The following is a 21,882-nucleotide window of genomic DNA, read 5'->3' on the forward strand; positions in this document are numbered from 1 at the left end:
TTCCCGGGCCGCTTTCATCCCGTAAATGGCGCGCTAAATGTGATCCAAAGCCCCATCGCTGCCCTTCAGGAGGTTCGCCCATGAACGCCCCCCATCGTGACGCCGGTTTCTTCACCGAAAGCCTCGAAACCCGCGATCCCGAGATCTTTGGCGCCATCCGCAAGGAACTTGGCCGCCAGCGCCACGAGATAGAGCTGATCGCATCCGAGAACATCGTCTCCGCCGCCGTGATGGAGGCGCAGGGTTCGGTGATGACCAACAAATACGCCGAGGGCTATCCGGGCCGTCGCTACTACGGCGGCTGTCAGTTCGTCGACATCGCCGAGGAACTGGCGATCGACCGTGCCAAGCAGCTATTCAACGTCGGTTTCGCCAATGTGCAGCCCAATTCGGGAAGCCAAGCCAATCAGGGCGTGTTCACCGCGCTATTGCAGCCCGGCGACACGATCCTCGGCATGAGCCTCGACGCGGGCGGTCACCTGACCCACGGGGCAAAGCCGAACCAGTCGGGCAAATGGTTCAACGCTGTCCAGTATGGCGTGCGCCAGCAGGATCTGGCGGTCGACTATGACCAGATCGCCGCGCTGGCAGTGGAACACCAGCCCAAGATGCTGATCGCGGGCGGCTCGGCCATTCCGCGCATCCTCGATTTCGCCAAGATGCGCGAGATCGCCGACAGCGTGGGCGCCTATCTGCTGGTCGACATGGCGCATTTCGCGGGCCTGGTCGCCTCGGGACATTACCCCTCGCCCTTCCCGCACGCCCATGTCGCCACCACGACCACGCACAAGACACTCCGCGGCCCGCGCGGCGGCATGATTCTGACCGATGACGAGGGGATCGCCAAAAAGATCAACTCTGCCATCTTTCCGGGCATTCAGGGCGGGCCCCTCATGCATGTCATCGCCGCCAAGGCCGTGGCCTTCGGCGAGGCGCTGCGCCCCGAGTTCAAGGAGTATCAGCGCCAAGTGATCCGCAACGCCCAAGGATTGGCCGACCAGCTGATGAAGGGCGGGCTCGATATCGTCACGGGCGGCACCGATACCCACCTGATGCTGGTCGACCTGCGGCCCAAGGGCGTCAAGGGCAACGCCACCGAACAGGCGCTGGGGCGCGCGCACATCACCTGCAACAAGAACGGCATCCCCTTCGACACCGAAAAGCCCACGATCACCAGTGGCATCCGTCTGGGCAGCCCGGCGGGCACCACCCGCGGCTTCGGCGAGCCCGAGTTCCGCCAGATCGGCGACTGGATCACGCGCGTGGTTGATGGCCTTGCGGCAAACGGCGAGGGCGGCAATGCGGAGGTCGAGGCGCAGGTCCGCGCCGAGGTCGAGGCGCTGTGCGAACGCTTCCCGATCTACCCCGCGCTCTGATCCGCCGATAGGGGCCATTGGCCCGTTTGAACATCTTGCAGCCCCCCGTCGCGCATGGCACCTTGCAGGCCGCGTCGGGGGGCTTATCTGTGGTGGGATTTGCTGCCCCCAACCCATAAACATCTGATCGAGACCGGAAAGATGCAGGCTGCTTCATCCTCCCGCCCCGAGATCACGCCCGGCTACCGTGCCGAGGCCGAGCGCGAAATCCGGGCCTTCACACGGCAATGGACAGCGCGGGATGACCGGCTGGCCGCCGTCAGCTATTTCGGCACCTTTGCCGCCTATTTCCTGACGCTTTGGCTGGCGGTGCAGGCCTGGCAGGTCTGGTGGTTGGTCGGGCCGCTGATCGTCGTCAACGCATTGGCGGGCGTGCGGCTTTACGTGCTGCAACATGATTGCGGGCACGGCTCGCTGTTTTCCACCAAGCTGCGAAATGATCGCGCGGGCTTCGGGCTCAGCGTCTTCACACTGACGCCCTACCGGGTCATGCAATCCAACCACAACGACCACCATTCCCATCTTGGCAATCTCGACGAGCGCGACACGACCGAGATCCTCACGCTGACAGTCCGGGAATGGGAGGCCGCGGGACGATGGAAGCGCCTGTGGTACAGGCTCTACCGCAACCCGTTGATCCTCATTCCCGTGGGGGGCCTCTTCACCTATGCTCTGGCCTATCGCTGGCCCAAGAATGCAGGCGCCGTGGACCCCAGGGGCGTGATCTTGCACAACCTCGGGCTGCTGGTCTGGGTTGGGTTCCTTTGGTGGGCCGCAGGCGTGCCGGGGCTGATCATCTATATGGGAACGGTCTTTGTCGCGGGCTGCATCGGCGTGTTCCTCGTCTACCTGCAGCACAATTTCGAAGACACATGGTGGGATCGAAAGCCCGACCTGAACCCCGCGCGCGCAGCGCTGCAGGGCTCCTCGGCGCTGGATCTGGGCTGGTGGTTCGATCTTGCGGTGGCCAACATCACCTATCATGACATCCACCATTTCAACGCCAACATCCCCAGCTACCGGCTGCGCGCCTGCCATAGGGCGCTGCGCGAGCGCTACGAGGTACAGACCATCGGCTGGCGCGAGGCGTTCCGGTCCTTCACGCTCAAGCTCTGGGACGAGGATCAGGGGCGCTTGGTCCCGTTCCCGCGCCCGCCGGACGCCGTGTCTGTGGCCAACGCCTGACAGGGGGGCGCTGCCCCCCCGTCGCGCTGTGCGCGCCTCCCCCCGGGATATTTTCGAAACAGAGAAGGGGCATCAGGGCTTTCGCTTCTCTGTTTTCCAAATATCCCCGCCGGAGGCTCCCGCATGTGCCACGGGCGCGGCGCCGACGGATCAGCGTGCGGCGGCGACCGCCTTGCAGGCCATCCGCCAATAGTGATCCTCGACCGCTGCCCGGTCGAGCCGTCCGCCCTCGCGGTACCATGTGGTCACGCCCGTCAGCATGGCAATCAGCGCCAGCGTGGCGAGCTTGGTATCGGGGACCTCAAAGACGCCTTGAGCCTGACCGCGCTTCAAGATCGCCTCGAGCTGATCTTCATAGTCGCGGCGCAGCCGCTCGATAACCGCAAAATTGGCCGGGTCGAGGTTGCGCAACTCCATATAGGCGATGAACACCAGATCGGGCCGGTCGAGGTGGTAGCGGATGTGGTGGCGCACGAAGCTTTCGAGTTGCCGCTCGGCCGGGGCATCGGGGGGCGACCAATCGGCCAGCAGATCCTCGAGGTGGTCGCGCATCAGATCGAAGAGCAGCGCCTGCTTGTCGGCGGTGTAGAGGTAAAGCGCGCCCGCCTGCACCCCGACCTCCGCCGCGATCTGGCGCATCGACACGGCGGCAAAGCCATGGCGCGCGAAAAGCCGCAGCGCGGCCTGCCGCAAACGCGGCCCGGTGATCTCGGCGTGGCTGCCCTGTTTGCGTGCCATGGGGTCAGATTATCTGAACGGGTGTTCAATTCAACCGGGATGGACAGGCCCGCCCTGCAGACGGTAGCACTCGGGACATGATGTTGCGTCTTGTCCTCCTTGTCGCTTTGGCCGGACTGACCGCTTGCGGCCCGTCGCGCCCAGATCTGGCCAGCCGGATCAGCGCCGAGGGGCATGCAGCGGATTTCCCGGCGCTGGTGCCGCTCGGGCCATTGTTGCAAGGTGCCGACGCGCTGGTGCCGCGCAGCGCCGAGCGCGAGGGGCAGACCCTCGAGGCACGCGCGGCGGATCTGCGGCGGCGCGCGGCGCTGTTGCGGCAGATGGCGCTTTAGGCCTGCCCGCGTTGCAGGGCTGTCGGGAAGGCGCTAACAGGTGCATGAAAGCGCCCTGACCCGTTCCGGAGGACATTACCCATGACTGATCCCCTGCGCCTTGGCATCGCCGGGCTTGGCACTGTCGGCGTGGGTGTCGTCAAGATCGTGCAACGGCAGGCGAACCTGCTCGCGCAGCGCTGCGGGCGGCCGGTCGAGATTACCGCCGTTTCGGCCCGGTCGAAGGGCAAGGATCGCGGCGTGAACCTGTCCCGATACGCGTGGGAGGATGATCCGGTGGCGTTGGCGCGGCGGGCGGATGTCGACGTCTTTGTCGAGCTGATGGGCGGGTCGGACGGCCCGGCCAAGGCCGCGACCGAGGCCGCCATCGCCGCGGGCAAGGACGTGGTCACCGCCAACAAGGCAATGCTGGCGCTGCACGGGCAGGCACTGGCCGAGGCCGCCGAGGCCAAGGGGCTGGTGTTGCGTTTCGAGGCGGCTGTGGCAGGTGGCATCCCCGTCATCAAGGCGCTGACCGAGGGGTTGGCGGGCAATGCCATCGGGCGTGTCATGGGGGTGATGAACGGCACCTGCAACTACATTCTGACCCGGATGGACAGCGCGGGCCTGAGTTATGAAGAGGCCTTCGCCGAGGCCGATGGTTTGGGCTATCTGGAGGCTGATCCGACGCTGGACGTGGGCGGCATCGACGCGGCGCACAAGCTGACGCTGCTGGCAGCCATCGCCTATGGCGCGAAGGTGAATTTCGACGCGATCCAGCTGGAGGGGATCGGGTCCATCACCATCGAGGATATCCGCCGCGCGGGCGACATGGGTTACAAGATCAAGCTCTTGGGCGTGGCGCAAATGACCGGCCGGGGGCTGGAGCAGCGGATGTCGCCCTGCCTTGTCCCCGCGACCTCGCCTTTGGGCCAGCTTGAGGGCGGGACCAACATGGTGGTGATCGAGGGCGACAGCGTGGGCCAGATCGTGCTCCGGGGTGCCGGCGCGGGCGAAGGGCCCACGGCCAGCGCGGTCATGTCGGACGTCTGCGACATCGCCCGCGGCATCCGCGTGCCGACCTTCGGGCGGCCTGCCACGTCGCTCGATGATGCCGCCCCAGCCTCTGCCGCCAGCCCGGCGTGCTATTACCTGCGGATGGAACTGGCCGACAAGCCCGGCGCGCTGGCCAAGGTGGCGACCGTGCTGGGTGAGGCCGGGATTTCCATCGACCGGATGCGGCAGTATGATCACCCCGGTGCCAATGCGCCCGTGCTGATCGTGACCCACAAGACCGCGCGCCCAAACCTTGACACGGCGCTGGCCGCTCTGCCGGGCACCGGTGTCTTGAACGGCGCGCCCGTGGCGTTGAGGATCGAGGAGGTCTGAGTCCGCATGGACTGGACCGCAACCATCGACATCTACTGCGAGCGGTTGTCGCCCGATTTCTGGGCCGAGCCGGTAAATGCGCTGACCAATGCGGCGTTCGTGCTCGCCGCGATCTGGGGCGCAGTGACGGCGCGGCGGTTGGGCGTGATGCATCCGGTCGCGTGGCTGCTCATCGTGCTGGCGGGATTGATCGGGGTCGGGTCGTTCCTGTTCCACACCCATGCGACCGTCTGGGCGGCATTGGCCGATGTGGCACCGATCTGGACCTTTGTCGCGGTCTTCGTGCTGGCGGCCATGCGGTATCTCATGGGCATGCCGCCCGGGCGCGTGGCGTTGGTCTCGGGGCTGGTGATCGCTGCCGGGGTGCTGACCGCGACGTTGCTGAACATGACCGGGGGGACAGACCCCGCAACCGCGCCCGACCCGTTGAACGGATCGGGGCAATACGCGCCGGCGTTGCTGGCGCTGGTGGTCTTTGCGATCCTCACACGCTGGCGTGGGCATCCATCCGCCAACTGGATCGCGGCAGCGACAGGGGTGTTCCTTATGTCCCTGACCTTCCGGACCTTTGACCGGGATATCTGCGAAGCCCTCCCGCTTGGCACGCATTTCCTGTGGCATCTGCTGAACGGGCTGGTGATCGGGCTGCTGCTTCAGATGTTCTTGCGCACCGCCGACCTGCCCCGCGCACGTTAGCGCCCCCATGCTGGACGCCACGGGGCAGGATCGCTAGACCTGCGCCAACCGCAATTTGCCCAAGGCCGCATTCCCATGACGCACCCCGCCGATTTCAATGACCGCATGCTGTCCTTGGGCCTTGCCCGTGTGTCCGAGGCTGCGGCCCTTGCCTCCGCCGATTTCATCGGGCGTGGTGACGAGAAGGCCGCCGATCAGGCCGCCGTGAACGCAATGCGCGATCAGCTCAACAAGCTGGAGATCCGCGGCACCGTCGTGATTGGCGAGGGCGAGCGCGACGAGGCCCCTATGCTCTATATCGGCGAGCAGGTGGGTGACGGCACCGGCCCCGAGGTCGACATCGCGCTCGACCCGCTTGAGGGCACGACGCTGACCGCCAAGGACATGCCCAATGCGCTGACCGTCATCGCCATGGGGCCGCGCGGGTCGATGCTGCACGCGCCCGATGTCTACATGGACAAGCTGGCGATCGGGCCGGGGTACCGCCCCGGTGTCGTGACGCTGGACATGACGCCCTCCGAACGCGTTTCGGCACTGGCCGCCGCACAGGGCTGTTCGACGCGCGACATCACCGTGTGCGTGCTGGAACGCCCCCGCCACGAGACCATGATCGAGGAACTGCGCACCACCGGCTGCGCGATCCGGCTGATCACCGATGGTGATGTGGCGGGCGTGATCCATTGCGCCGAAACGGCCGTGACGGGCATCGACATGTACATGGGATCGGGCGGCGCGCCCGAAGGGGTGCTGGCGGCGGCCGCGCTCAAATGCATGGGCGGGCAGATGTTCGGGCGTCTCTTGTTCCGCAACGACGACGAAAAGAGCCGCGCGAAGAAGGCTGGGATCACCAATCTAGACCGCGTCTACACCCGTGACGACATGGTGACCAAGGACGTGATCTTTGCCGCCACCGGCGTCACGGACGGCTCCATCCTGCCCGGCATCAAGCGCGAGGTGGGGTATCTGACCGCCGAGACGATCTTGATGCGCTCCAAGACGGGATCGGTGCGGCGGATGACCTATCGCAACCCGACGAAATGAGCGTGACAGGGTGGTCGCGCTGCCTGTAGTGTGGCGCGGATGTCCCTGCCCCAACATATGGAAAACGGCCTCGGTTTTCTGGGGGTCACGCGATCCCTGACCGGACGCCGCTGGGTCGGCCCGGACCCCGAGACCGCACGTCTTGCCGGTGCGCTGGAACAGCGCGCGGGGCTTGAGGGCGCGCTGGCGCAGGTGCTGGCGCGGCGCGGTGTCACCCCCGAGGCCGCTGCGGGCTTTCTGGCCCCTGCCCTGCGCGACCTGATGCCCGACCCGCGCCACCTGAAGGACATGGACACCGCCGCCGCCCGCGTGATCGCAGCGCTGGAGCGGCGCGAAAGGATCGCAATCTTCGCCGATTACGATGTCGACGGGGGCGCATCCGCCGCGCTGCTGATCGACTGGTTGCGCGCGTTGGGTCGCCCGGCCACGCTTTATATTCCCGACAGGATCGACGAGGGCTATGGCCCCAATGAGCCCGCCATGGCTGCGCTGGCCCGGGAGCATGACCTGATCATCTGCGTCGATTGCGGAACGCTGTCCCATGGCCCCATCGCGGCGGCGGCAGGGGCAGAGGTGATCGTGCTCGACCACCACCTTGCAGGCGCGACCCTGCCGGACTGTGTCGCTGTGGTGAACCCCAACCGGCAGGACGAGGATGGCAGCCTTGCACATCTGTGTGCCGCCGGTGTGGTGTTCTTGCTGTTGGTCGAGGCGAACAGACGGCTGCGCGAGGCGGGCCGGAAAGGCCCTGACCTGATCGCGATGCTGGATCTGGTGGCATTGGCGACCGTGGCCGATGTGGCGCCGCTGACGGGCCTCAACCGCGCCTTCGTGCGACAAGGGCTCAAGGTCATGGCTCGTCGCGCAAGGCCGGGTCTGGTGGCGCTGGGGGATGTCGCGCGGCTCGACCGGCCGCCAACCAGCTACCATCTGGGCTTTGTTCTCGGGCCACGGGTCAATGCGGGCGGGCGGATCGGGGCGGCGGATCTGGGCGCGCGACTGCTCGCCACGACCGACCCTGCAGAGGCCGCCGCGATGGCCAAGCGGCTCGACGACCTCAACACCGACCGCCGCGAGATTGAGGGCCGCGTACGCGAAGCCGCTCTGGCCCAGGCCGAGGCGCGTGGCCTCGAGGCCGCGCTGGTCTGGGCCGCCGAGGATGGCTGGCACCCCGGTGTCGTCGGAATCGTCGCCGCCCGCCTGAAGGAGGTGACGCACCGCCCCGCGGTCGTGATCGGCTTTGACGGCGATGCGGGCAAGGGCTCGGGCCGGTCGGTCACGGGCGTGGATCTGGGGGCCGCGATCCAGCGGCTGGCGGCTGAGGGGCTGATCGAAAAGGGCGGCGGCCACAAGATGGCCGCTGGCCTCAGCCTGACGCGCGCGCAACTGGGCCCGGCCATGGCGCGCCTGACCGAACTTCTGGCTAGGCAGGGTGCGGGCGCGCACGGGCCGGGCGAGCTGCGCCTCGATGGCATGTTGATGCCCGCCGCCTGCACCGTCGAGCTGATCGAGCAGCTGGACGAGGCAGGGCCTTTCGGTGCCGCCGCCCCTGCCCCACGCTTTGCCCTGCCTGCCTTGCGCATCCGGCATTTGCGACCGGTCGGCGACGGCCATTTGAAGCTGACCTTGTCGGATGGCGGGGTGACCTTGGACGCGATCTGTTTCAACGCGGGCAGCAGTGGCCTTGACGCGGCGCTGCAGGGCCACGCCGGGCGCGCCGTCCATGTCGCGGGCCGGATCGAGGTCAACCATTGGAACGGACGCCAAAGCGTGCAGCTGCGCCTTGACGACGTCGCTTGGGCCGAGTGAGGGGGTCAGCGCCTGTTTCCGGCCGAAGGGGAAAGAATCCGCTTGAACCCCGCGTCGCGTTTTTCTAGAAGCCCCTCACGCCATGTGTGGCCCGTTCGTCTATCGGTTAGGACGTCAGGTTTTCAACCTGAAAAGAGGGGTTCGACTCCCCTACGGGCTGCCACTTTTCCGCCAAGATGTTAGGAAGCATGGGCTTTGTCCTCGTGCTTGCTTACGTCTCAGCGCCGGTAGGCAGGTTTCGGGGTGATGGCGGTGTATTTCAGCTTTTCCACCGCGCCGTGAGCCAGCAGAACTTGGTCGACCTTCGCCGTGTAAAGGCGTCGCTCTGCGTCGATCTTGTCGCCGGTGATCGTCTTGATTACGTGGAGGGTGCATTGCGCCTCGGCCGGGCGCCGGGCTGATGGGGATCATCAGCACGGTTGCCGTATTTTGCTGAAGGACCCGGATCACGCCATGGGAAACATCGCCCCACCCCATCCTGACCACATCTGAGCGCGGCGACCCGGTGCTGCACATGCGCGTCATGGCCAGATAGGCCTTAGTCCCGACCTGCAGGACGCAAGGTAGGATGCCGCGCATCATCCGGTCATCGGGTAATCCCCCAGCCGAAATCATTACGCTTGATATTCTATTCGTTCATCACAAGAACCGGAACACACAGCCGATAGCCGACGCCACGGATTGATTGAATTGCCGGAGCAGGCGCACCACAGGCGAGCAGTTTCTTGCGCAGTCGACCGAGTTTCACTTCGAGATTTTCCTTGGACAAGTCCTCGCCTTGGCCAAAATGAGCTGCAACTTGCCAGTGTTCGAGGCTTTGCTGTGCCGCCCGGGCGAAGGCCGCAAGGAGAACCTGTTCCGCTTGCGTGACCCGCGTTGAGGCTTTCGGCCCTGACACCTGCATTCTCAACGGATGCAAATGAAATGAACCTTCCTTTCCCCTTTCGACCTCGACCAGGCGCTGCGCGAACCCAGCTACGACGGACCGGAGCTCATCCAAGTAAACCGGTTTTGTCAAATATATGTTGGCGCCGGAAAAGTAGCCACCAATGCGATCAGTGACTTCATTACGCGCAGAAACGATAACGATGCCAACGCTCGGTTCAGATCGGCGGATGCGCGTTGCCAAACTGATGCCGTCCTCTCCTGGCAAACCAAGATCGATGATGTACAAATCTGGCACGAAGCCAACGGGCGTGTCATCCACGTCTTCAGCCATTGCTACGCCGCACACCTCATGGCCGTCCTGCTGCAAAACATTGCACATTGTTTCACGCAAGGCGTCGTAATCTTCAATGACCATGATGCGTAGTGATCTCATTGCGGCAGCCAGACACTGAATGTGGCTGTCTGCATGCCTTCGATTTCGCCGGAAACCAGGAAATCCACAATTCCACCAAGTGCCGTAACCCATCTGTCCACAAGAAAAAGGCCAAGTCCGGAACCTGGATTCCGATGGGCACGCTTGGACCGGTAGTACTTTGTGAAAACGAGGTTCGGGTCCGGAGCGCCAACGTCGCCGATGACGTTTGATACCCGCACGACAACACCCACTCGATCACCCAGAGCGGCACCGGACACCTCGACGCGGACAACAGTGTCTTTTGCACTGTACTTGGTTGCATTATCCAAAAGGTTTTCGAACACGTGCTGCATCAAGCGCGGATCAGTGAGGATCATTTGTGCGCCTGAATTTTCAATAAAAACTCGGCCATTAAGGGCATGCGATTGGACGACTTGCGCAACCAGTGCGGCCATATCAAAATACGACTGCTCTACATGTATCTGCCCACCATCGATCCGCTCACTTTGCTCGACACGGGCAATGACATTCGCCATGTCGCTAGCTGCTTGCCGCAATGTCTTGTCGCCTTCTTTTTCGCTGCTCGACAGCAGCTGAATGACACTCAACGGGTTACGCAGCTCGTGCGTGAGCATCGACAGAAAGCCTTCTTTCGCTAGGCGGCGCCTGCTTTCTTCGCGCAGTTCGGCGTCTTTCATGCTCAACAGAACCCTTGCCTCCTGCTCCGCCAAGTCACGTTGGCGGTTTCGTATCAGCAGCAGCCCAGACAGAATGATGGTGGAAATGATCGCATGTACGAACATCATCTTGAAAAGCGGAACACTGGTACTGAGGATGTTCAGGTACATGAGGAGTGGAGCAACGACCACCATGGCCATGACAAAATAACCGCAACGAATAAGCCATAGCGACCGACGGCCTAATTCTTTTGACCGGTCGCCTTCCGCGCTCAATGTCAGGAGAACCATCATCAAAAGCTGAACATTTATCAACAGAGCCGACATTTGCAAGGATGTCTGGACATGACCCGCAATAGCAAGGGGCAGCGTCACAGCGGGCAGGCAGAGCAAGACGTAGATTGCTTTTCTCAACCAGCGCCAACCACCAAGCTCTGAAATCAATCTTACATCAAAGATCCCAGCGACCGATGCGATGCTACAACAGACGAAAACATAGATCAGGTCCCGAGCATCAGGACTGAGAAAACCAGAAGAGAAAAAGCGAAGCGATCCGAAGTAGACGAATATGTGAGCTGCAGAGAACAGCTGCCTTAGCGCAAAGAGACCAAACAAACCATCACGCCGAATGGCCCATGCCATCAGGCCCCACGCACCGAAACTCAGCAAGAATGCAATATACGCGGCGACCAAGCCGCCCTGCACAAAACTGTTCCTTTTTGCCATATCAGCTGACATGACAGACACATCTACGGTTAAGCTGGTGGTTGTCCTCAATCGCAAATAGACGTTGCGCGTGTATCGGGACGACGGAATAATGAAGCCACTGTAAAGACCCACATGGTTCCCGACTTCAATGGCCGCGTCCCGGCCACTCAGCGCTGGTGGCGCATTCATACCGTTCATTGCCGGGTCGTAGAGCTCTATTCGCCGCAGGAACGCTGGCTCCACGACAATGGCAATTTCACCATCCTCTGACTGCCCCGTGATGGTCAACATTACCCAAAGTTCATCTCGTGAGTAGCCCAACGCAATCGAACCTTCGAACTCGGTAAAGGTGGCTTGCTGAGCCTCTGCGAGGGAAGCGCGGTGCGGACCACCCACCCAATATAATTACCTAAAGATCGAATGATCTTCAGCCAAGGACTCGGAAACAAACCAAAGTTGGAAAAATGCCACCTGAAAGATAAACGCGATGGGCTTCATTTAAACTTCCAGAGGCCTCGAAGCATTGGGTTGTGTTGGGTTTCGAAAATGGGCTTGTGCTACGGCGTCCGCGGTGGATCGGTAAGTCGGTTCAAAAAAAACACAACCTGAATATTCCATGGAAGGGAATATAACTTGTCGAAAAAGATGATGCTGGGTGCGGTCAGCGCGATCGCAATCCTTGCTGCTGGAACTGCACTGGCCGATACCGCGCACGACCTGATTGAGCATGCCGATGAAGCCAGCGAGCACGCTCATCTTCTGGCTGAGACAACAGATGCTGCGATCGATCTGATGAACAACATGATCGACCAAGCCATCGTGATGATCGAGGATGCACATGAGCTGGCGGAAGCTGGTGACACTGCTGCAGCAAAGGACGAGATGGTTGATGCCGTTCTTGCGCTGACGGCTGCACACGAGCTGAGCGAAGCGGTTGCCGCCAGCGCGGCTGCTGCCCATAGCTTTGCCGAAGAGGCGCACATGCTGGTAGAGCAGGCTGTTGCCGCGAACGCAGCGGCACTTGCTGCTGATGCTGACGACGTCCACCTGCTCGCTGCGTCTGCCGAACTGGCCCATGCCGACAAGGAAGCCGGTCACGCCGACACGGACGCGGAAGTTGCACAAGATGCTACCGAAGCTGCTCATGTCGCGGTTGAAGCGGCGCTCGCAGCTGCCGAAGCCGTGGCCGCCGCTGAAGGTGATGCTGCGCACACCGCAATCGAAGCCGCACTGGCTGCCGCCGAATCCGCCGACGATGCGGGCTGGGCCGCTGAGCACACGCTTCACGATCTGGATGGCTCGTCTGAACATGCGCATGACGCCATCACGGATGCACACAACACCACTGAGATGGTCGAACTGATCGAAATGCTTGAGCACAGCAACTGATCTGCTGGGCTGAAGGTCTGTTTGGACGCAGCGGGCCACCCGCTGCGTCTAAACAAACGGCATCCTTGTGATGGTGCATGAAAAGGGCGTCGGAAATAGATTTGGCTAATGTCCGATACGGCGCCTGATTAACCAAACCAGAAAATACGGAGAATACCAATGATGAATAAATTCGCTGCCCTCTGTGGCGCGTCTGTGGTCACAATGATGTCGGTCAGCGCAGCTGTTGCGTCTGAGTGTTCGGTCGCAACTCTGACGGGCCATTACACTTACTGGCTGCAGGGCGCTGATGAGGCCGGAGCAGCTTACGCCGAGGTCGGTCAGGAGACCTATGACGGCGCTGGAAATGTTCGGTCCCAGGTCAGCGTCTCCGGAAACGGCGCGATCGAGGAAGATACCGCCACCTATGTCGTGAACGCCGATTGCTCGGGTACGGTTTCCTACGCGTCCGGTGCTGCCTTCAACATCTTCGTCGCTCCGTCGGGGGACAGCTTCGTGTTCAGCAGCTCGGTCGCGGGCGTTGTGCAGGTTGGTGAAAACACCCGCGTTGACATGGACGCTTCTCACTGACGTGTGACTGCTCCCGAGGTCTCAGGCTTGGGACCTTGGGGCCCCGCGTTTGTCCGGGCTTGTGGGCTATCGCCACAGAAGCGGTCTACTTGACCGGTTGGTAGGTCCTCAACCTTGGCAGTGCTGTTTGGACGCAGTGAATCGCTTCACTGCGTCTATTCGTTTCTTTGGTCGGCGTGGCGCAGTCAGCCAGCTTGTGTTCAGAATCCGACATAAGCTGCCGTTATCTTTTGATACGGTCGAGCCCGCGACGCGCGCAGGTGATGATGTTCTCGACGGTCTTGCTCCATAGGATCACTGCTCGAGACACGCGATGAAAAGCGCCACGCTCCGCGCTTCTGCGCCGCCTGCGAGTGCCATCATTGGCAGTTAGAGCCGCAAAACCGCTTCAACTGCGGTAGGCTGAAATTTTTACAACATGCTGAAACTGCGTCATTTTTTAAGACCCGCCCCGGTCTTGGATGAAGGGCGGGTGGGAATGAGGCGCGGAGGCATCAAAGACCGATCTTGACCGAAACGCCAGTGCTCGCAAGTTTGATGGTCCGCCAAACCCCTTGAAAGAAAGAAAAAGGCCCGGTCAGGGACGTCATCTCGGGTTTGCGATGTGACAGTGGCGGAGGAAGTGTGACAAATACCGAACTCTCTCCCGCAGAGCGTTGCACAAGAAAATGATGTTCGGGCAAACCGACAAGTAAACCCGGTTCGCAAGCTGTCGCTGCCCCGAGACGTCGGGAGTCACTCTGCATCGACACCGCTGCCTCTATTCACGGGGTGTCGCTGACCGGCAAGCCTCCTCGGCCACTATCTTGTCCGGCGGATTTCCCGGTACATCCAACTTGCGGTTCATCCTGCCGTGGTATCCTTGGCGGCAGCCGCCAGCCAGCTCGCAACGACTTATCGCGCGCCGCTGCCTCTGACTTCAGCCATTCGGGGGTGGCGTAAACTGGCAAAGTCTGCCATCCTCTGCGCAACATTGAGTGCGAGGCTGGCATGCCCGACGAGATCCTAACCCTGCCGGAGGTTGCCGAATTGCTCAAGGTCGCAGAGAAGACCGTGTACACAATGGCTCAGAAAGGTCGGCTGCCCGCATTCAAGGTGGGCGGGCAGTGGCGGTTTCAACGCGTCGACATCGATCGCTGGATTGAGCAGCAGAAGGCAAACGCTCGACACAAGGGAGAGCGCTGAAATGGCCGCCCCAAGGCGCGGAAGCTATTTCTATTCGCGAAAGGCGTTTGGCGCGCTCCGTGTTGCCTGTAGCCTCAGGGGCCACGCTTTATGACCCGCGCTAGGATCGACTTTGATCGACTGTTGAAGTTACGTTTGGTTGTCGCCCGCGTGGGCGAGATGGACCTTGCCAAGTGGTGGAATACCCGCGGGCAGCTCAGCCGACTGGGAACGGCCGCCGTCAGACGGGGATTCCCACGCACGCACTATTTCTCCCAGGCTCGCTCCGTATTCTCAGTCGCGGGCTTCCGCTGTCGTGAGGTGTTTGATCCACCTAAAAGCGTGACCCTCTGGCAGCTTCCTGACACAATTGAAGAGGAATTCGAGGCACGTTGGGAGCGCTGGCTTGATCAGGCGGACCAGTGGAAGCCGTTCTTCAATGAGCTCGAATCTTTGAAAGAGGTCGAGCTGAAGACGGTTCTCCACTTCTTCAATCTGATTACTGACGAAGACGTTGAGCTGTTCTCACAGTTGCGTCGATCCGCAGAAGGACGCGCCGTGCCCATACCCGCACCGTTCACCGCCACAGATCGGGGTGTCGCTTCACTCGCGCTTGGCTTCGCCTGTGGAGAACCAGGCGCACTGGCCGTTCCCTATGCCCGCTTGGACACCGCATGAAAGGGGTGGATCGGTCAAATATCGCTTCTTCATTCACCCTCATCAAGGGAGCGATGATTGATGAAACGTATGCTGTCTTCGCCTCGTGGGACTTTGGTTATTCAAAGAAGGAGAACCTCGAACGCCTTAGAAGCGAAAACTTCATTGGCGTCCGGACGGCAGCCCGATTGCGAGATTTTATCTTTGTTATAAACAGACGTTTCGATCCAGGATGCCGTGATCGAGCGCTAGTTATGCTAGCAAAGAATGGTTGTCCCATGGAAGAATGGAAACCAATCCTGCTTTGGCACATGACCCGGGATGAATTTTTGCTTCGCGATTTCCTCGTGAACTGGCTGTTCCCAAGTTTTACATCAGGTGCCTATCGTGTCCGTCCCGAAGATCTTTATTCGCATATCAGGAGCGTTGAACTCAGGGGCGGAAAAATCGAACACGTGTGGAGCGAGACAACACTGAATCGCGTTGCCGCAGCGCTGCTCAAAATGTCAGTGGATTTCGGCCTTCTGCGCGGCAGTGCCGTCAAAGAATTTGGTGGATACCATCTTCCGGAGCGCAGCTTTCTCTATATCGTCCATGCTATTCGCGAACACATGCAAAATCCAAGAAGAGTGCTCGCCTCTGAAGACTGGCGGATGTTCCTAATGTCGCCGTCTGATGTAGAGCGGGAACTGCTTCGACTTCATCAATTCCGCAAGGTTGACTACCAGATCGCCGGCAGCATCGTGCAGCTCGCGCTGCCTTGTGCCAGTGCCTGTGAATATGCGGAAAGGATGGTAGCATGAGCGATCTCGTACACCGCATCAAGACCACTCTCGAACCAATCCTCGACCTGGCCGACCCGCGTGAACGCATAAGCGCGTACCATGACATGCCCTATGCGCTCTTCCGCTATGAACCCGAAGAGGAGTTTGAGTTACGAAAGCAAATCTCACTGCTCGAGACGCGGCTTACCCAAAAGGGGAAACGCGTCAGCCGCATATCTTTGGCCCAGTGCCTAGACGAGGCAATGCAATCTCAACGAACACTCGAAGAGTGGTTTTCGGCGGAACGTGAACAGGGTACGGAAACGATAATTGAAACGGTGCATTCGGTCCTTTCTGAGTATGCACCCCTTGTTGATCTCGTCGCTGCGCGGATGCCAGACGACCCCGATCCGCTTCGCGACGTCGTCTTCATCATGCGGACCGGTGCCTTGTTCCCCGTCTACCGCACATTCTCATTGTTGGAACAGCTGAAGGGGCGGGTCACCGTGCCGACGGTCTTGTTCTACCCAGGCGATCTCGACGGTGCCGCAGGACTCCGGTTCATGGGCGTGCTCGCAGCCGAGCATAACTATCGTCCAAAAATCTTTTGACGGGATTTCAGTGATGGCCAACGAACCGATCAAAAGCCTCTTTGCAAATGACATCCATCGTCGCATCGAGGAAGTCATCAAGGTCGATCAGACCAGCGATGACATCCTGCGCGACGAAATCAATGAGTACGTGGTCACCGACGCCATTCGGTCCCACTACACCAATATATTCGACGCCTTTCGCGAGACCCCGAACAAGCCGCACGAGGGTATTGCGATCTGGGTGTCCGGCTTCTTCGGCTCGGGTAAGTCCAGCTTTGCAAAGATGCTGGGCCTATCGATCGAGAACCGCGTCGTAGCGGGAATTCCCGCCGGAGACCGGTTCGCCCAAAAAGCCGGTGACAACAAGCTTCAGGTGCTGCTGAAGGCGATAAACGAACAGATTCCAACACACGCCGTGATCTTCGATGTCTCGACTGACCGAGGGATTAGAAGCGGAAACCAGTCTCTCACCGAGATCATGTACGGGCTTTTCCTTCAGAGCCTTGGCTATGCCAAAGATCTCGACCTCTCCGAACTGGAAATCGCCCTTGAAGAGAAGGAACAGCTCGAGGAGTTTGAGGCTGAGTACGGGCGCATCTTCAAGAAGGAATGGGCTCACGAGAAAGGAAAAGTTGCGTTCGCCCTCAGCGAGGCCAGCCGGGTTCTGCACAGCCTTGATCCCGAGACATACCCGATGGCCGATTCATGGGTGAAGGCAGTCAAGAACAAGGCTGATATCTCACCCGGGAAGCTGGCGGAACGCGCGAATGAATTGATGAAGCGCAGGCGACCGGGCCAGGCGCTCATGTTCGTCGTCGACGAAGTCGGTCAGTTCGTCGCTCGCGACGTGCAAAAGATGTTGGACCTCCAGGCCGTTGTTCAGAGCCTCGGCGTCAAAGGCCGCGGCAAACACTGGATCGTCGTCACCTCGCAAGAGAAGCTCGGCGAGCTAGTCAGCGGCCTCGACGATAAGAAGATCGAGCTTGCCCGTCTCATGGACCGATTCCCGCTGCAGGTTCACTTGGAGCCGTCGGATATCTCCGAGGTCACAAGCCGACGGGTTCTGTCGAAAAATGCGCCTGCGCAGAAGTCGTTGGGAGAGCTGTTCGACCAGCATCGCGGAAGATTCACGGAGCACACACGCCTCACCGCCGATATCAAACTGCCGGAGCTCACGCGGGACAGTTTCATCGATCTCTATCCGCTGCTGCCTTATCAGATCGACCTGATCATCCAGGTCGTCTCGGGGCTTCGGACGCAGGGCGGCGCGAGCAAGCATGTGGGAGGCGCAAACCGAACGATCATCAAGCTGGCCCAGCAACTGCTCATCAACCCAGCCGTCAATCTTTCAGACCAGCCGGTCGGCTCCGTGGCTAGGCTCGATCAGGTCTATGACCTTGTGGAGGGCAACATCGGCTCTGAGGTCCGGGCGAAGATCTCCGCCATTTCGAAGGAGCTTGAACACCCCCTGGCACAGCCAGTCGCTAAGGTGATCTGCCTGCTGCAGTATGTTAAGAGCGTTCACCGCACGGCGGAGAACATCTCAGCGGCGCTCCATCCCGGTGTCGCCGGGGATTCCCGGCTTGCCGCGGTGAAGGAAGCACTGCGTCAGCTTGAGGCCGCCAACAAGGTTCGTCTCGGCGACGACGGATATCGGATTCCGACGCCGGCGGAAGATGATTGGGAGCGCATTCGCAACGGGATCAGCCCGAAGCCAGGCGATGCACATCGAATCTATTCTGAGGTGCTGGCCGCTTTCTGGCAGCCGCAGCCAAACCACACGCTTTTTGACACCAAGACTTTCAAAGCGGGCCTCTCCATCCATGGCCGAGAGATCGTCGATGGCGACATGATGTTCCACGTTCAGCTCGCTGAAGTGGGCGCATCCTTCCAGGCACTGGCGACGGAACTGCGTGCGCGTAGCCAACAGGAGCGCAAGAGCGTGTTTTGGGCTGTCGCGCTCAACGACGCGATAGACCGAGAGACTGTCGAACTCTTCCGCTCCAAAGAGATGCTGGCCCGGAAGGAACGCGAAGCCAAAACGGCGGACGAAACCGCGCTCATTGGCGAAGAGAAAATTCGGCAGAGGCGGCACCAAGACGAATTGCGCCGGCTCATAAAGGCTGCCTGCCTAGCCGGCAGCGTCAGTTTCCGCGGAAATGACCGAAGCCCCGACGATCGGGCCGTCGACATGGGCAAGAGCGCGGCTGACATCCTGAGCGACGTGCTTCCGGAGGTATTCGATCGCTTCAAGGAAGCCGCCGCCAAGCCTGCCGACGTGAAGAAGGGCGTCGATGCGCTGTTTACCGCAGATAACCTCCAAGGTCTGCCGTCGGTGTTCGGTACGCTCGGGCTCTTGCGAGACGAAAAGGGGAAGACCGTCTTCCGGGTTGAAAGTGGCGCCCTGGCTGAGGTGCTGTCGCGGATCGAGGAGCGCGCCAATTACGGGGACACCGCGAGTGGCCGATTCCTCGCGGACGAGCTGGCGAAAGAGCCCTTCGGTTGGGACTTCGAAGTTGTGCGGTTGCTTGTGCTCTCGTTGCTGCGGGCCGGAAAGATTCAGGCAACCAGCAAGGGACAGACGATCGACTCCGCGACAGGGATCGAAGCCCGCGACACTTTCTCAAACAACAACTTTTTCCGTCAGGCCTCGTTCCTGCCAAAAAAAGGCATCGAGTTCGAGGAACTGGTGAAGGCGTCAGAGGCCTTCCGGGACACGTTTGGAAGCGAAGTCCGCGAGCTCAATGCCGGCGCCATCGTGGCCGAGGTTCGCAAGGAAATCGCGCGGCATGAGGACCCGGTTGCCTCAGCGCACGGCCAGCTCATTGCTTCGCGCCTTCCCGGCGCTACGGTCCTCGAGGGGGCCATCGGTCAGATGAAGGCCATCCTGCGCGGTTCAGAGGACAACGCGATCGCCACGTTCAATGCGTCGCATCGCTCCATCAAGGACGCCATCAAACGCGCGACCGAGCTTGACCAAGCACTCTCGGAGCCTCGCTTGCGGGACCTTGATCGGGCGCGAGAGGCGCTGAAGACGGCCTGGCCCTTCCTGCGCGCTGAGTCTGATGTGAGCGAAGAACTCCGAGTCAAGGCGGCGGAACTCGAAGATCTCCTGGCACGCGAGACCTTCTACCGGGAGCTGCCAACGATCGAGCAGAACGCGTCGGCCATCGACGCCGAGTACGAGCGTCGATTTGACGAAGCGTTGGAAGTTCGGATTGCGGCATACACACAAGCGCTTGACCGGCTGGCACATACTCCTGGCTGGGACGGCATCGACCAGGATCAGCAGCAGAGGCTGGCGGCACCCTTGGAGCGCGGAAAGACGCGGGACCAAGAGCGGGTGCCAATTCCTCAGCTCCGCTCGGAGTTGGATGCCTGCGAGACGCGTCTTCAAGACGCCATTGCAGAGCTCCATCGCATTGTCGACGGCGATCGGGTCGCGACGGTGAGACTGGTCGGCTATTTCTCTGGAGGGGTTGAGACCGAGGAACAGCTCGATGCCGCCCTTGCCGGCATTCGGGAGGAATGTTCGCGCCTGATCGGCACCGGCAAGAAGGTAATTGTCCAGTGATCGGCGCGCACCATGGATAAGGCGACGCGCAACTCCATTGAACGAGCGACTCAGCAAGTGCGAAAGCTGCTTGATGAGGATTTTTCGTCGCAGCTCGAAGGGGCATTCGACGTATTGCGGAGCGGCGTCATCGCTCCGACAGGTGGTGCACATCTTTCCCGCCGCCAGCAGTTTCAGCGGGACAAAATCGTCGCCGCTATCGAACACAAACGCGCCGCTGGTATGATCGCCGCGGACGCGGTCGCGGATTATGTGCGGGACTCCGCCTTTACGACACTTAATCGCTTTGTCGCGCTAAAGATGCTGGAGGCGCGCCTATTGGTCCAGGAGTGCATCACGAAGGGCGAGCAGTCCGCTGGTTACCGGGAATTCTGTGGGATGGCCCCTGGGTTAGCCCTGCTCCCCGATGCCACAGGATATCGACTCTATGTTGAAAGTCTGTTCGACGAGTTCTCGACTGAGATAAAGGTCCTTTTTGACCGACGCGATGTCGCGTCTGTCCTTTGGCCAAAGCGGCAGACGTTCGAGGCGCTGCTCACCATTCTCAACGCACCGGATCTGTCGGGGGTTTGGGGCGAGGATGAGACGATCGGCTGGGTCTACCAGTTCTTCAATAGCGGCGAAGAGCGTAAAAAAATGCGCGACGATAGCCCTGTACCGCGAAACAGCCGTGAACTTGCCGTGCGAAACCAGTTCTTCACGCCACGGTATGTTGTCCAGTTCCTCACGGATAACACGCTCGGCCGGATATGGGTGGAGATGCATGGGGAAAGGACTCGTCTCATTGAAGTCTGCGAGTACCTCGTCTGGCCGACTGACCAGCCGGCTCAACCACGCTTGCGAAAGGACCCGCGAGACCTTCGTATTTTAGACCCCGCCTGCGGCTCAGGGCATTTTCTGCTCTACAGTTACGACCTGCTTCTGACGATTTACGAAGAGGCTTGGTCAGACGGTGGGCCGGCTCCGAAAAGCGAGGTAACGGGCCGCTCGCTACGCGAAGACTACCCGGACCTCGCCGACCTGCGCCGAGCGATGCCAGGGCTGATCATTGAACTTAACCTCCATGGCGTGGATATCGATCCACGCTGTGCGCAGATCGCGGCTTTGGCGCTGTGGCTGCGGGCACAGCGGGCATGGAAAGATATTGGTGTTCCAGCATCCGAGCGGCCGCGTATTCGGCGAACACATATCGTGGTGGCGGAACCGATGCCGGGCGATACGACGCTGGTTGAAGAATTTGCCGCGCGGCTAGATCCACCGCTGCTACGCGACCTATTCACAAAGATGGTCGATGAAAGCCAGTCAGCCGGTGAACTCGGCGTTCTTCTTCGAGTAGAGGGTGGCATCGCTGCCGAGGTACGTCGTGCGCGCGAGCTATTTGTAAAGCAGCGCCAGATGTCCGGTTTCCTCCCGGGGATGGAGCCGGTGGCACAACAAGGAAATCTTGATCTATCTGGAATCAATGATGACGGCTTTTTCCACGAGGCCGAGGCTCGTATCGTCGAAGCGCTTCGTGTCTTCGCGGAGACGGCCCCTGCAACCGCTAGCGTGCGGCGGCGGCTTTTCGCCGGGGACGCAGCGCAAGGAGTCGCACTCATCGATGTCGTACGAACGCAGTTCGATGTGGTCTTGATGAACCCTCCATTCGGCGCTTGCAGTCTCGCTGCCAAGAAGAAGTTTGAGAAGAGCTACCCTCGCACAAAGAATGACCTTTACGCCGCCTTCGTGGAGCGCGGGATCGAGCTCCTCCAATCGCATGGTCTGCTCGGTGCCATAACCTCCAGAACTGGCTTTTTCCTGTCCAGCTTTCAGAAATGGCGCGAAGAGATCCTAATGAAAGAAGCGCCACCAACCGTCTTCGCGGACCTTGGTGAAGGAGTTATGGACGCGGCAAATGTTGAGGCGGCCGCCTACTGCTTGATGAAAGGGCAGAGCTAG

General features: G+C 60.9%; 18 protein-coding genes and 1 tRNA gene. 16 read left to right on the top strand and 3 right to left on the bottom strand.

Features of this window, described 5'->3' with window-relative positions; translation table 11 throughout:
• The first annotated feature begins 80 nt into the window (after window positions 1-80).
• Both glyA and C7455_RS18540 read left to right on the top strand, forming a co-directional pair.
• Window positions 81-1,376, top strand: a complete 1,296-nt coding sequence (gene glyA / locus C7455_RS18535) for a serine hydroxymethyltransferase (protein WP_109670798.1) — start codon at window positions 81-83, stop codon at window positions 1,374-1,376.
• Window positions 1,377-1,517: 141 nt separating this feature from the next.
• Window positions 1,518-2,561 carry a fatty acid desaturase gene (locus tag C7455_RS18540; RefSeq protein ID WP_109670852.1) on the top strand — a complete coding sequence of 348 codons (1,044 nt, stop codon included), beginning with the start codon at window positions 1,518-1,520 and terminating at the stop codon, window positions 2,559-2,561.
• A 150-nt stretch (window positions 2,562-2,711) separates the two neighbouring features.
• Here the strand turns inward: C7455_RS18540 and C7455_RS18545 are convergent, their stop codons facing one another.
• Window positions 2,712-3,299 (bottom strand): TetR/AcrR family transcriptional regulator, encoded by a 588-nt coding sequence (locus C7455_RS18545; RefSeq protein ID WP_109670800.1) that lies wholly within the window; start codon window positions 3,297-3,299, stop codon window positions 2,712-2,714.
• Between the two features lie 77 nt (window positions 3,300-3,376).
• Between C7455_RS18545 and C7455_RS18550 the strand changes: the two genes are divergently transcribed.
• The 6 genes from C7455_RS18550 (at window position 3,377) to C7455_RS18575 (ending at window position 8,708) form a co-directional block, all read left to right on the top strand.
• Window positions 3,377-3,631: a hypothetical protein gene (locus C7455_RS18550; protein ID WP_109670802.1), complete on the top strand. Its 255-nt coding sequence runs from the start codon at window positions 3,377-3,379 to the stop codon at window positions 3,629-3,631.
• 81 nt (window positions 3,632-3,712) lie between these two features.
• Complete coding sequence (locus C7455_RS18555) at window positions 3,713-4,999, top strand: homoserine dehydrogenase (RefSeq protein WP_109670804.1); 1,287 nt, start codon at window positions 3,713-3,715, stop codon at window positions 4,997-4,999.
• A 6-nt stretch (window positions 5,000-5,005) separates the two neighbouring features.
• Entirely contained in the window at window positions 5,006-5,695 is a 690-nt protein-coding gene (locus C7455_RS18560) for a ceramidase domain-containing protein (RefSeq protein ID WP_109670806.1), read from the top strand.
• A 75-nt stretch (window positions 5,696-5,770) separates the two neighbouring features.
• On the top strand, window positions 5,771-6,736 hold the full coding sequence (gene glpX / locus C7455_RS18565; protein ID WP_109670809.1) for a class II fructose-bisphosphatase: 966 nt from the start codon (window positions 5,771-5,773) through the stop codon (window positions 6,734-6,736).
• A 39-nt stretch (window positions 6,737-6,775) separates the two neighbouring features.
• The gene (recJ, locus tag C7455_RS18570; RefSeq protein ID WP_245904427.1) at window positions 6,776-8,545 is read left to right on the top strand and encodes a single-stranded-DNA-specific exonuclease RecJ; all 1,770 of its coding nucleotides are present in this window, start codon (window positions 6,776-6,778) and stop codon (window positions 8,543-8,545) included.
• Between the two features lie 88 nt (window positions 8,546-8,633).
• Window positions 8,634-8,708 (top strand) — tRNA-Glu (locus tag C7455_RS18575).
• A gap of 465 nt (window positions 8,709-9,173) precedes the next feature.
• Here C7455_RS18575 and C7455_RS18585 read toward each other — a convergent pair.
• Window positions 9,174-9,848 (bottom strand): response regulator transcription factor, encoded by a 675-nt coding sequence (locus C7455_RS18585; protein ID WP_170119145.1) that lies wholly within the window; start codon window positions 9,846-9,848, stop codon window positions 9,174-9,176.
• A gap of 14 nt (window positions 9,849-9,862) precedes the next feature.
• Window positions 9,863-11,629 carry an ATP-binding protein gene (locus C7455_RS18590; protein WP_109670816.1) on the bottom strand — a complete coding sequence of 589 codons (1,767 nt, stop codon included), beginning with the start codon at window positions 11,627-11,629 and terminating at the stop codon, window positions 9,863-9,865.
• 237 nt (window positions 11,630-11,866) lie between these two features.
• Between C7455_RS18590 and C7455_RS18595 the strand changes: the two genes are divergently transcribed.
• The 8 genes from C7455_RS18595 (at window position 11,867) to C7455_RS18630 (ending at window position 21,882) form a co-directional block, all read left to right on the top strand.
• Window positions 11,867-12,622 carry a hypothetical protein gene (locus C7455_RS18595; protein WP_146200050.1) on the top strand — a complete coding sequence of 252 codons (756 nt, stop codon included), beginning with the start codon at window positions 11,867-11,869 and terminating at the stop codon, window positions 12,620-12,622.
• Between the two features lie 159 nt (window positions 12,623-12,781).
• Window positions 12,782-13,192: a hypothetical protein gene (locus C7455_RS18600; protein WP_109670820.1), complete on the top strand. Its 411-nt coding sequence runs from the start codon at window positions 12,782-12,784 to the stop codon at window positions 13,190-13,192.
• Window positions 13,193-14,182: 990 nt separating this feature from the next.
• The gene (gene mads1 / locus C7455_RS18605) at window positions 14,183-14,377 is read left to right on the top strand and encodes a methylation-associated defense system helix-turn-helix domain-containing protein MAD1 (protein WP_109670822.1); all 195 of its coding nucleotides are present in this window, start codon (window positions 14,183-14,185) and stop codon (window positions 14,375-14,377) included.
• Between the two features lie 90 nt (window positions 14,378-14,467).
• Complete coding sequence (locus C7455_RS18610) at window positions 14,468-15,034, top strand: BrxE family protein (RefSeq protein ID WP_109670824.1); 567 nt, start codon at window positions 14,468-14,470, stop codon at window positions 15,032-15,034.
• On the top strand, window positions 15,031-15,816 hold the full coding sequence (locus tag C7455_RS18615; RefSeq protein ID WP_109670825.1) for a BrxA family protein: 786 nt from the start codon (window positions 15,031-15,033) through the stop codon (window positions 15,814-15,816). Before C7455_RS18610 ends, C7455_RS18615 begins: the two co-directional genes overlap by 4 nt.
• A complete protein-coding gene (locus tag C7455_RS18620) occupies window positions 15,813-16,388 on the top strand; it encodes a BREX protein BrxB domain-containing protein (RefSeq protein WP_109670827.1) in 576 nt (191 codons plus the stop codon). Before C7455_RS18615 ends, C7455_RS18620 begins: the two co-directional genes overlap by 4 nt.
• Window positions 16,389-16,401: 13 nt before the next feature.
• Entirely contained in the window at window positions 16,402-19,944 is a 3,543-nt protein-coding gene (gene brxC / locus C7455_RS18625; protein WP_109670829.1) for a BREX system P-loop protein BrxC, read from the top strand.
• Between the two features lie 12 nt (window positions 19,945-19,956).
• Window positions 19,957-21,882 carry an Eco57I restriction-modification methylase domain-containing protein gene (locus tag C7455_RS18630; protein ID WP_109670831.1) on the top strand — a complete coding sequence of 642 codons (1,926 nt, stop codon included), beginning with the start codon at window positions 19,957-19,959 and terminating at the stop codon, window positions 21,880-21,882.

The organism is Roseicyclus mahoneyensis (genome assembly GCF_003148775.1).
GTDB lineage: Bacteria > Pseudomonadota > Alphaproteobacteria > Rhodobacterales > Rhodobacteraceae > Roseicyclus > Roseicyclus mahoneyensis.

Coding starts and splice junctions, on each gene's coding strand:
- C7455_RS18620 (WP_109670827.1), top strand. CDS start 15,813: ATGAGCGATCTCGTACACCGCATCAAGACCACTCTCGAACCAATCCTC.
- brxC (WP_109670829.1), top strand. CDS start 16,402: ATGGCCAACGAACCGATCAAAAGCCTCTTTGCAAATGACATCCATCGT.
- recJ (WP_245904427.1), top strand. CDS start 6,776: ATGTCCCTGCCCCAACATATGGAAAACGGCCTCGGTTTTCTGGGGGTC.
- C7455_RS18560 (WP_109670806.1), top strand. CDS start 5,006: ATGGACTGGACCGCAACCATCGACATCTACTGCGAGCGGTTGTCGCCC.
- C7455_RS18550 (WP_109670802.1), top strand. CDS start 3,377: ATGATGTTGCGTCTTGTCCTCCTTGTCGCTTTGGCCGGACTGACCGCT.
- C7455_RS18585 (WP_170119145.1), bottom strand. CDS start 9,848: ATGGTCATTGAAGATTACGACGCCTTGCGTGAAACAATGTGCAATGTT.
- C7455_RS18545 (WP_109670800.1), bottom strand. CDS start 3,299: ATGGCACGCAAACAGGGCAGCCACGCCGAGATCACCGGGCCGCGTTTG.
- C7455_RS18610 (WP_109670824.1), top strand. CDS start 14,468: ATGACCCGCGCTAGGATCGACTTTGATCGACTGTTGAAGTTACGTTTG.
- glpX (WP_109670809.1), top strand. CDS start 5,771: ATGACGCACCCCGCCGATTTCAATGACCGCATGCTGTCCTTGGGCCTT.
- C7455_RS18540 (WP_109670852.1), top strand. CDS start 1,518: ATGCAGGCTGCTTCATCCTCCCGCCCCGAGATCACGCCCGGCTACCGT.
- C7455_RS18555 (WP_109670804.1), top strand. CDS start 3,713: ATGACTGATCCCCTGCGCCTTGGCATCGCCGGGCTTGGCACTGTCGGC.
- C7455_RS18630 (WP_109670831.1), top strand. CDS start 19,957: ATGGATAAGGCGACGCGCAACTCCATTGAACGAGCGACTCAGCAAGTG.
- glyA (WP_109670798.1), top strand. CDS start 81: ATGAACGCCCCCCATCGTGACGCCGGTTTCTTCACCGAAAGCCTCGAA.
- mads1 (WP_109670822.1), top strand. CDS start 14,183: ATGCCCGACGAGATCCTAACCCTGCCGGAGGTTGCCGAATTGCTCAAG.
- C7455_RS18615 (WP_109670825.1), top strand. CDS start 15,031: ATGAAAGGGGTGGATCGGTCAAATATCGCTTCTTCATTCACCCTCATC.
- C7455_RS18600 (WP_109670820.1), top strand. CDS start 12,782: ATGATGAATAAATTCGCTGCCCTCTGTGGCGCGTCTGTGGTCACAATG.